11 protein-coding genes and 2 pseudogenes are annotated in these 9,493 nt (G+C 72.3%); 10 read left to right on the top strand and 3 right to left on the bottom strand.

What is annotated here, in order from left to right; translation table 11 throughout:
• The 7 genes and pseudogenes from ACLEQD_RS29820 to ACLEQD_RS29790 form a co-directional block, all read left to right on the top strand.
• Nucleotides 1–311 (top strand): hypothetical protein (locus ACLEQD_RS29820; protein WP_410388708.1); only part of this gene is annotated, 311 nt, incomplete at its 5' end.
• Nucleotides 308–775, top strand: a complete 468-nt coding sequence (locus tag ACLEQD_RS29815) for a hypothetical protein (protein WP_410388706.1) — start codon at nt 308–310, stop codon at nt 773–775. The genes ACLEQD_RS29820 and ACLEQD_RS29815, both read left to right, overlap by 4 nt.
• A pseudogene (locus ACLEQD_RS29810) lies at nt 742–828 on the top strand (hypothetical protein); the annotation flags it as partial. The gene ACLEQD_RS29815 and the pseudogene ACLEQD_RS29810, both read left to right, overlap by 34 nt.
• Nucleotides 829–991: 163 nt before the next feature.
• Complete coding sequence (locus ACLEQD_RS29805) at nt 992–1,336, top strand: c-type cytochrome (RefSeq protein WP_410388704.1); 345 nt, start codon at nt 992–994, stop codon at nt 1,334–1,336.
• Nucleotides 1,317–2,924, top strand: coding sequence for a cbb3-type cytochrome c oxidase subunit I (locus tag ACLEQD_RS29800; RefSeq protein WP_410388702.1), 1,608 nt, complete (start codon nt 1,317–1,319; stop codon nt 2,922–2,924). The genes ACLEQD_RS29805 and ACLEQD_RS29800 overlap by 20 nt, the downstream gene beginning before the upstream one ends.
• Entirely contained in the window at nt 2,914–3,543 is a 630-nt protein-coding gene (locus ACLEQD_RS29795; RefSeq protein ID WP_410388700.1) for a cytochrome c oxidase subunit 3, read from the top strand. Before ACLEQD_RS29800 ends, ACLEQD_RS29795 begins: the two co-directional genes overlap by 11 nt.
• 11 nt (nt 3,544–3,554) lie before the next feature.
• Nucleotides 3,555–3,959, top strand: a complete 405-nt coding sequence (locus tag ACLEQD_RS29790) for a cytochrome C oxidase subunit IV family protein (RefSeq protein ID WP_410388698.1) — start codon at nt 3,555–3,557, stop codon at nt 3,957–3,959.
• Between the two features lie 8 nt (nt 3,960–3,967).
• On the opposite strand, the gene ACLEQD_RS29785 is transcribed toward ACLEQD_RS29790, so the two are convergent.
• The 3 genes from ACLEQD_RS29785 to ACLEQD_RS29775 form a co-directional block, all read right to left on the bottom strand.
• The gene (locus ACLEQD_RS29785) at nt 3,968–5,269 is read right to left on the bottom strand and encodes a DUF2254 domain-containing protein (RefSeq protein WP_410388696.1); all 1,302 of its coding nucleotides are present in this window, start codon (nt 5,267–5,269) and stop codon (nt 3,968–3,970) included.
• A gap of 106 nt (nt 5,270–5,375) precedes the next feature.
• Nucleotides 5,376–5,894, bottom strand: a complete 519-nt coding sequence (locus ACLEQD_RS29780; protein WP_410388694.1) for a hypothetical protein — start codon at nt 5,892–5,894, stop codon at nt 5,376–5,378.
• Nucleotides 5,895–6,194: 300 nt separating this feature from the next.
• Nucleotides 6,195–6,365: a hypothetical protein gene (locus tag ACLEQD_RS29775; protein ID WP_410388692.1), complete on the bottom strand. Its 171-nt coding sequence runs from the start codon at nt 6,363–6,365 to the stop codon at nt 6,195–6,197.
• Here ACLEQD_RS29775 and ACLEQD_RS29770 point away from each other — a divergent pair.
• The 3 genes and pseudogenes from ACLEQD_RS29770 to ACLEQD_RS29760 all read left to right on the top strand — a co-directional run.
• A pseudogene (locus ACLEQD_RS29770) lies at nt 6,364–6,888 on the top strand (enolase C-terminal domain-like protein); the annotation flags it as partial. The gene ACLEQD_RS29775 and the pseudogene ACLEQD_RS29770 overlap by 2 nt on opposite strands.
• A 125-nt stretch (nt 6,889–7,013) precedes the next feature.
• Nucleotides 7,014–7,349 (top strand): enolase C-terminal domain-like protein, encoded by a 336-nt coding sequence (locus ACLEQD_RS29765; RefSeq protein ID WP_410388690.1) that lies wholly within the window; start codon nt 7,014–7,016, stop codon nt 7,347–7,349.
• Nucleotides 7,346–9,493 (top strand): FAD-binding and (Fe-S)-binding domain-containing protein (locus tag ACLEQD_RS29760; RefSeq protein WP_410388688.1); only part of this gene is annotated, 2,148 nt, incomplete at its 3' end. The genes ACLEQD_RS29765 and ACLEQD_RS29760, both read left to right, overlap by 4 nt.

Below are 9,493 nucleotides of genomic sequence, written 5' to 3'. Positions count from 1 at the left end.
GCGTGCTGCTGCGCGTCGGCGCCGTGGCGCTGGCGCTGCTCGCGGCGGCCAGCGTCGCGGCCTGGGCCCTGTGGGTCCTCTGGCGCCCCGGCGCCGAGCGGGACCTCCCGGTGCCCCCGGGCACCCAGCAGATTGGCATGCTGGACCAGCCCCCCTTCTCGCTGGACCGGAGGGCGGACGCGCTCAAGGCCCGGCAGCGCGAGCGGCTGGAGGGCTACGGCTGGGTGGACGTGGACGCGGGCGTCATCCACCAGCCCATCGACGCGGCCATGCGGCAGCTGCTCTCCGAAGCCGAAGGGGGCGCGCGATGAACGAGCTGCTGCGCCGCCTCTTCTTCCTCCCGGAGCAGGGCTCCACCTTCGCCGTGAAGGTGGACCACCTGCACTTCGTCCTGCTGCTCACCACGCTCGCGGTGGCCCTGGGCATTGGCGCCGTCGGCCTCTTCTTCCTGGTGCGCTACCGCCGGCGCACGGAGTCGGACGCCACGCCGCGCGTGGTGGCGGCCCCGTGGATGGAGGCGCTGTTCATCGGCGTGCCCCTGTCGCTGTTCCTGCTCTGGTTCGTCCTGGGCTTCCAGCAGTTCGTCTGGGTGATGAGCCCGCCCCAGGACTCGCTGGACGTGTACGTCACCGGCAAGCAGTGGATGTGGAAGTTCACCTATCCCGGGGGCCCCAGCGCCATCGACACGCTGGTGGTGCCCGCGGCCGGCCCGTGCGGCTGCTGCTCACCTCGCGTGACGTCATCCACTCCTTCTACGTACCGGACTTCCGCATGAAGCGCGACGCGCTGCCCGGCCGCTACACCGACCTCTGGTTCGAGGCGCCGAAGCCCGGCCGCCACCCGGTGCTGTGCGCGGAGTACTGCGGGCTGGACCACTCGGTGATGCGCGGCGAGGTGGTGGTGCTGCCGCCCGCGGACTTCGAGGCGTGGCAGGACGCGCAGCGCCGCACCCTCCCCGTGGCCGCGCTGCCCGGCGCCGCGCCCGGAGTCCATGGCCGTGCGGGGGGAGCGCGTCGCCGCCGCGCAGGGCTGCCTGCAATGCCACACGGTGACGGGCGCGCCGCACATCGGCCCCACGTGGCTGGGGCTGTACGGCCGGAAAGAGCCGCTGGAGGGCGGCGGCGCCGTGCTCGCGGACGAGGCGTACCTCACGGAGTCCATGATGGATCCGCTGGCGAAGGTGGTGGCCGGCTACGCGCCCGTGATGCCGGGCTACCACGGCCGGCTGAGCGCGGAGGACTCCGGCGCGCTCGTGGAGTTCATCAAGTCCCTGCGTCCCCTGCGCCCGGGCGTCACCGCGGCCGAGGAGCCCGTCTATGTCCCCACCGGCCGCTGAGTCCTACCTGTCGGACGGACGCACCGTGTGGTCGTGGCTCACGACGCACGACCACAAGCGCATCGGGGTGATGTTCCTGGGGCTGACGCTGTTCTTCTTCTTGCTGGGCGGCCTGTTCGCGCTGGCGCTGCGCATCGAGCTGCTCACGCCGGGCCGCACCGTCATGGGGCACCTGGCGTACAACCGGATGTTCACGCTCCACGGCGTCACCATGGTGTGGCTGTTCATGATTCCGGCCATCCCGTCCGCCTTCGGCAACTTCCTGGTGCCGCTGATGATTGGCGCTAGGGACGTGGCCTTCCCCCGGCTCAACCTGGCGTCCGTGTACCTCTACGTGCTGGGCGCCAGCGTCACGCTGTGGGGCATGTTCGAGGGCGGCGCGGACACGGGCTGGACCTTCTACACGCCCTACAGCACCACCACGGGCACGGCGGTGCTGCCGGTGCTGGTGGGCGTGTTCATCATCGGGTTCTCCACCATCCTCACCGGGCTCAACTTCATCGCCACGGTGCACACGCTGCGGGCGCCGGGCCTCACGTGGATGAAGGTGCCGCTGTTCGTCTGGGCCGTCTACGGCACGGCCATCATCCAGGTGCTGGCCACGCCGGTGCTGGGCATGGTGCTGCTGCTGGTGGCGCTGGAGCGGGTGGTGGGCGCGGGCATCTTCGACCCCGCGCGCGGCGGAGACCCCATCCTCTTCCAGCACCTGTTCTGGTTCTACAGCCACCCGGCCGTCTACATCATGGTGCTGCCGTCCATGGGCGTCATCAGCGAGGCGGTGAGCGCCTTCAGCCGCAAGAACGCCTTCAGCTACCGGATGATCGTCTACTCCACGCTGGGCATCGCGTTCGTGGGGTTCTTCACCTGGGGCCACCACATGTTCGCGTCCGGCCAGTCCACCTTCGGCTCCGGCGCGTTCGGCGCCATGTCCATGCTGGTGGCCATCTTCACGGCCATAAAAATCTTCTCCTGGCTGGGCACGCTCTACCGGGGCTCCATCGCCATCGAGTCGCCGCTCATCTACACGCTGGGGTTCATGTTCTTCCTCTTCTTCGGGGGGATGATTGGCGTGGCGTACGCGACCACGTCGCTGAACCTGCACTGGCACGACACGTACTCGGTGGTGGCGCACTTCCACTTCATCATGGTGGGGGCCACGGTGATGGCGTTCCTGGCGGCGCTGCACTACTGGTTCCCGAAGATGTTCGGGCGGTGCTTCCCCGCGAAGCTGGCCAACGGCGCGGCGGTGTTGATCATCTTCGGCTTCATCGCCACGTTCGTGCCGCAGTTCCTGCTGGGGAACCTGGGGATGCCCCGGCGGTACGCGGACTATCCGCCGCACTTCCAGTCGCTGCACGTGGCGTCCACGGCGGGCGCGTCCCTGCTGGCGTTCGGGTTCCTGGCCATCGCGGCCTACCTGGCGTGGAGCCTGCGCCACGGTGAGGTCGCGGGGGACAACCCCTGGGGCAGCGAGGGCTTCGAGTGGAGGAGCGCCTCCCCGCCGCCCACGCACAATTTCCACGCCACGCCCGAGTACCCCACCGGCCCGCACGAGTACGCGCGGGAGGAGGTGCCGCATGCCGCCTGAGGCCGTCACCGGGCACTGGGGCTCCGAGGACGCGCGCAAGCAGGCGGCGTACCTGGGCATGTGGGTCTTCATCGCGACGGAGGTGCTGCTGTTCGCGGGGCTGTTCACGGCCTATGGCGTGTATCGCTCGGTGTACCCGGAGGCGTTCCGCGCCGCGCAGCTCACGATGGAGGTGGGGCTGGGCACGCTGAACACGTTCCTGCTGGTGACGAGCAGCATCCTGGTGGCGCTCGCGGTGCACGCGGTGCGGGGGGCCCGGCCGGGGCTGGGCGGCGCGCTGCTGCTGGCGGCGGCGCTCCTGGGCGTGGTGTTCCTGGCGGTGAAGGGCGTGGAGTACGCGCACCACGTGAAGGAGGGCGGGCTGCCGGGGGACGCGTACCGGTTCAAGGAGGTGCCGCGCGTGGGGGCGAGCCTCTTCTTCACGCTGTACTACCTGCTGACGGGCTTCCACGCGCTGCACGTGACGGTGGGCGTGTGCGTGCTGACGGTGCTGGGCGTGCGGTCCGCGGCGGGGGCGTTCGGGCCGGCGTACGCGACGCCGGTGGAGCTGGGCGGCATGTACTGGCACCTGGTGGATGTCATCTGGCTGTTCGTCTATCCCATCCTGTACCTGTCATGAGGAGCGGGCCCGTGGCCGAGGACGTGGTGGAGAAGCCCGGGCGCCAGCTGGGCGTGGCCGGCGTGCTGCTCGTGGGCGGGGCGCTGCTCGCGCTGACGGCGCTGACGTACGGGCTGCACACGCTGCCGCACGGCGCGTGGTCGCTGCCGGTGGCGCTGCTCATCGCCGGGGCGAAGGGGCTGCTGATTGCCCTGTTCTACATGCACCTGCGCGAGCAGCGCGCGAGCAACGGGCTGGTGCTGCTCACGTCGGTGGTGTTCGTGGCGGTGCTGCTGGCGGTGTGCGTGCTGGAGACGCGCACGCGCTTCCGGCCCACGATTCCTCCGGGGCCGTTTCAGGTGGAGGCCCTGCCGGGAGCCATGGCGGACCCGAGGAGCGCGAGGCCGCCGGAGCCCGCGGGGCCGGTGAATCCGTAGGGCTGGCTTCAGATGGGGCCGTGGCCCTGGGGGCTGGGGCGGCGGGCCATGACGGCGTCGCTCGCGTCCTGGAAGGAGCGCTCGATGCTGGCGTCCAGCAGGCGCAGCTGCCGCTCCAGCTCCTCCCGCCGGAAGGCCGGCGCCACGCTCAGCAGGTCCGTCACGAGGAAGCGCAGGCGCCGGGCCACCTGGAGGTCCCCCTCGCCGAAGAGGCGGATCTCATCCACGGCGAGCCGCACGTAGGTGTCCCAGTCCGGCCGGGGGCACAGCAGCCGCAGCGTGCCGGCGTCGTCCTTGCGCGAGGGCGCGGGAAAGCGCCGGTGCACCATGCGGCGCAGCAGGTCGTGCAGCGGGTCGATGGCCTGCACCGCCGTGGTGGGGTCGTTGATGCCGGGAGACAGGGCCCGCTCCGCCACGTCCACGAGCTGGCGGATGCCGAACGCGGTGTCCTGCTGGAGCGTGCGCTCCGGGCCCGTGCTCACCGCGTCCGTCAGGGCCTTCACGTCCAGCTTCCCTGCGTCGCCCCACACCTCGAAGAGCGGCGCGCCGTGCGGCACGAAGTCACCCATCATCGGAACCAGGCCCACCATCACGTCCGCCTTCTTCGCGCAGGCCATCAGCCGGGCCTCGTCCACCGTGACGAGCGCGCCGGAGGGCTTGCTGAGGGGCACCACCAGCGAGGGCGGCGCCAGGGGCCGTTGGAGCTCCGGCTCGCGCGTGTCCTGCCCCACCCCTTCCGGATACATCCGCTCCAGCGTGGCGCACGTCTCGTCGTAGATGCGGCCCAGGATGACGACGGCGCGGATGGACTGGGCGACGTGGTGGATGAAGAAGATGAACGCCCCCACGGAGAGCAGCACGAGCACCAAGGCCAGCCAGACGGACAGCGACGGCACGTGGGCCTCGATGTGCAGCTCCTCGGACGTCCCCCGCACGCCGCGCAGGGTCAGCAGGGCGTAGACGAACGTGCCCACGAAGATGCCCAGCGTGAGCTGGCTCTGACGGTCGCTCAGGAACGTGCGCAGGATGCGGGGGGAGTACTGGTTGCTGGCCTGCTGGAGCACCAGGATGGTGACGGAGAAGACGAGGCCGGAGAACGTCATCATCGAGGACGACACGGCGGAGAGCACCGAGCGCGCGCCCTCCGGCCCGCCGCGGAACAGGTACCAGGCCTGCTCCGTCTGCGGCAGCCGCGCGTCGAGCGCCTCCGCCCCGGAGGACAGGGCGATGGCCGCCGCCACGCAGAGCGCGGGGATGAGCCAGTAGCTCGTGCCCAGCTTCTCCGCCAGGCGCGTGGAGCGCAGTCGCATGAGGATGCTCGGGGCCGCTTCCTTGCTCATATGACTGACGTTATGCACGCCGGGCACCCGCCACTCGGAGCGAGGGCCCGCCCGCCTGGCTGCCGGAGGGAGGGGCTCAGGCCTGCTGCTTCAGGAGCTGGAGGCGGCGCCGCAGCCGGTCCGCGCGGGTGAGGACGCCTCGCAAGACGGGCACCATGCCGAGCGCCGCTCCGAAGGCGAGGTGCGGCAGGAGGAGCAGCGCGGAGACGTCCTCGCGGGCCAGCGGCGGCGAGCCGAAGGGCAGCATGAGCCGCGTCATCATCAGCCAGACCCCCATGCCGTACAGCACGCCCAGGCAGAGCGCCGCGACGGCGGTGCCCCGGCGGGGGAGCAGGAGCGCGAAGCCCGTGGCGAGCCCACCCGCCATGGCGAAGTGGATGAACAGCCCGAGCAGCACCCCGAGGGCCCCGTGGGCCGAGCCATCGCGGAAGAACAGGCCTGACACGAGGAGCGCCGGCCGCCAGGGCTCGCCGTGCAGCACGCCTGAGAACGCGCAGGCGAGCACCCCCATCGCGAAGGCGCCCAGGGTCCCCGCGAGCGCCCCAGGCAGCACGGCGTCGCGCACGAGGTTCCAGGACTCCACCGCCCGGTCCATGGCCTGGGTCCGCCTGCGTCCTCCTCGCATGCCCGTTCCCCCCGAGCGGCCCCCACCTCGCGGCTTCGACCCGCCGGCGGCGGACGCCCTCGCCTTCCGCGCCTTCTGGCCCTCCGGTCTCAAGCTAGGAACGGCCGCTCGCGCGCGGGAGACGCGGGCGCGTCGTGGCCCCCCGCCACGGTGACGGCCGCGGCCGCCCGGGTTCATGGAGCGCCCGGTTCCGCTCCCGGACAGCTTGCATGCGAGAGGCCCGGGCTCGCTGCCATCCCGCGTCCCGCGCCTAGCTTCACCGTGAAGCCGTCAGGCCGTTGGGAGCCGAAGGAGCGTGATGCCGTCGTCCGTCCGCCATGACAGCGCCGCCGCGCCCATCGAGCGGGTCGACGTCTCCGCGTACACCGTGCCCACGGACCAGCCGGAGTCCGACGGCACCTTCGCCTGGACGTCCACCACGCTGCTGCTCGTGGAGCCCATGGCGGGCGGCCAGCGCGGGCTGGGCTACACCTACGCGGCCGCGGCCGGCGCGGCGTTGCTCCGCGACACGCTCGCCCCGCTGCTCGAGGGGGAGGACGCCTGGAACGTCCCGGCGCGGATGGCGTCCCTGCTGCGCCGGGTGCGCAACCTGGGCTCCAGCGGGCTCGCGGCCCGGGCGCTGTCCGCCGTGGACACCGCGCTCTGGGACCTGAAGGCGAAGCTGCTGGGCGTGCCGCTCGTCCGGCTGTTCGGCCAGGCGCGCCCCGCCGCGCCCCTCTACGGCAGCGGCGGCTTCACCAGCTACACGGACCGTCAGCTCCAGGCGCAGCTCACGGGCTGGGCGGCGGCGGGCATCCCCCGCGTGAAGATGAAGGTGGGCACCCATGCGGACGCGGACCCCGCCCGCGTGCGCGGCGCGCGCGAGGCCCTGGGCCCCGGGCCCGCGCTCTTCGTGGACGCCAACGGCGCGTACACCGTGAAGCAGGCGCTGGCGCTTGCAAGGGACTTCCGCGAGGCCGGCGTGTCCTGGTTGGAGGAGCCCGTCTCCAGCGACGACCTGGCCGGCCTGCGCCGCGTGCGCGACGGCGGGCCGCGGGGCTGGACATCGCCGCGGGCGAGTACGGCGACAGTGGCCTGTACTTCCGCCGCATGCTGGAGGCGGGCGCGGTGGACGTGCTCCAGGCGGACGCCACGCGCTGCCTGGGCTTCACCGGCTTCCTCCAGGCGGACGCGCTGGCGGAGGCCTTCCACGTCCCCTTGTCCGCGCACTGCGCCCCGGCCCTGCACCTGCACGTGGCCTGCGCCGCGCGGCGGCTGGTGCACATGGAGTACTTCCATGACCACGCGCGACTGGAGCGGATGCTGTTCGACGGCGTCCCGCCTCCCGTGGACGGCGCGCTGGCGCCAGACCTCTCCCGGCCCGGACTCGGGCTGGAGCTCAAACGGGCGGACGCCGCCCGCTTCGCGGTGGGAGCCTCCCCATGACCACGACCTTCCTGGACACCCTGCGCCACGTGCGCCGTCCTCGCGCCGTCACGCCTCGCGAGCGCAGGGAGGTGGACGTCGCGGGCCTGGAGCGCGAGCTGCGCCGCCGGCTGCGCGGCGACGTGCGCTTCGACGCGGGCGAGCGCGCGCTGTACGCCACGGACGCGTCCAACTACCGGCAGGTGCCGCTGGGCGTGGTGTATCCGCGCTCGGTGGAGGACGTGGTGGAGGCGGTGCGCCTGTGCAGGCAGTACGGCGCGCCCCTGACGTCCCGGGGCGGCGGCACGGCGCTCGCGGGCCAGACGTGCAACGTGGCGGTGGTGCTGGACTTCTCCCGGCACCTGGGCCGCGTGCTGCACCTGGACCCCGAGCGGCGGCTCGCCCGCGTGCAGCCGGGCACGGTGCTGGACGTGCTCCGCACGGAGGCCGTGAAGCGCCACGGCCTCACCTTCGGCCCGGACCCCGCCACCCACAACCGCTGCACGCTGGGCGGGATGCTGGGCAACAACTCCTGCGGCGTGCACGCGCAGATGGCCGGCCGCGTGGCGGACAACACCGAGTCCCTGGACGTCCTCACCTACGACGGCGTGCGCCTGCGCGTGGGCCGCACGTCCGACGCGGAGCTGGCGCGCCTGGTGCGCGAGCCCGGCCGCGTGGGCGAGCTCTACCGGGGCATGAAGGCGCTGCGCGACCGCTACGCCGACCTCATCCGCGCCAGGTTCCCGCACATCCCCCGCCGCGTGTCCGGCTTCAACCTGGACGAGCTGCTCCCGGAGAACGGCTTCCACGTCGCGCGCGCCCTGGTGGGCACCGAGGGCACCTGCGTCACCGTGCTGGAGGCCACGCTGAACCTGGTGCCGGAGCCGAAGGCCCGCTCCCTGCTGGTGCTGGGCTACCCGGACGTGTTCTCCGCCGCGGACGACGTCCCGGAGGTGGTGGAGGCGGGGCCCATTGGCCTGGAGGGCCTGGACGCGAAGCTGCTGGACGGGATGAAGCGCAAGCACCTGCACGTCGAGGACCTGCCGCTGCTGCCGGACGGCGAGGGCTGGCTGATGGTGGAGTTCGGCGGGGACTCCAGGGAGGAGTCGGACGCGAAGGCGCACGCGCTGATGGACCGGCTGAAGGCGCGGGGCCACGCGCCGTCCATGAGCCTCTTCGACGACAAGCACCAGGAGCACCTCCTCTGGGAGATCCGCGAGTCCGCCCTGGGCGCCACGGCGTTCATCCCGGGCGAGCCGGACGCGTGGCCCGGGTGGGAGGACTCGGCGGTGCCGCCGGAGCGCATGGGCGTGTACATGCGGGAGTTCCGCGCGCTGCTGGACCGCTTCGGCTACCAGGCGTCGCTCTACGGCCACTTCGGCCAGGGCTGCCTGCACTGCCGCATCAGCTTCGAGCTGAGCACGCGCGAGGGCGTCGCGCGCTACCGCCGCTTCGTGGAGACGGCGGCGGACCTGGTGGTGCGCCACGGCGGCTCGCTGTCCGGCGAGCACGGCGACGGCCAGTCCCGCGCGGAGCTGCTGCCCAGGATGTTCGGCGAGGAGCTGGTGCGCGCCTTCGGCGAGTTCAAGCGGCTGTGGGACCCGGAGGGCGGGATGAACCCGCGCAAGGTGGTGGACCCGTACCGGCTGGACGAGAACCTGCGCCTGGGCCCGCGCTACGCCCCCGCCGAGCCGCGCACGCACTTCCAGTTCCCGCAGGACCGGGGCAGCTTCGCGCGCGCCACCACGCGCTGCGTGGGCGTGGGCAAGTGCCGGCGCACGGACGGCGGCACCATGTGCCCCAGCTACATGGTGACGCACGAGGAGAAGCACTCCACGCGCGGCCGCGCGCACCTGCTCTTCGAGATGCTGCGCGGCGACGTGGTGGAGAAGGGCTGGAGGAGCCCGCACGTGAAGGAGGCGCTGGACCTGTGCCTGGCGTGCAAGGGCTGCAAGTCCGACTGCCCGGTGAACGTGGACATGGCCACGTACAAGGCGGAGTTCCTCAGCCACCACTACCGTGGCCGGCTGCGTCCCCGGCACGCGTATGCCTTTGGCCTGGTGATGTTCTGGGCGCGCGTGGGGGGGCGCATGCCGTGGCTGGCGAACTTCCTCACGCACGCGCCGGGGCTGCGCACGCTGGCGAAGGCGGCCGCGGGCGTGCAT

Source organism: Corallococcus sp. 4LFB (genome assembly GCF_046520365.1).
Taxonomy (GTDB): Bacteria; Myxococcota; Myxococcia; order Myxococcales; family Myxococcaceae; genus Corallococcus; species Corallococcus caeni.
Note: the sequence above shows the minus strand (reverse complement) of the source record. Positions and strands in the feature narration are given on the sequence as shown.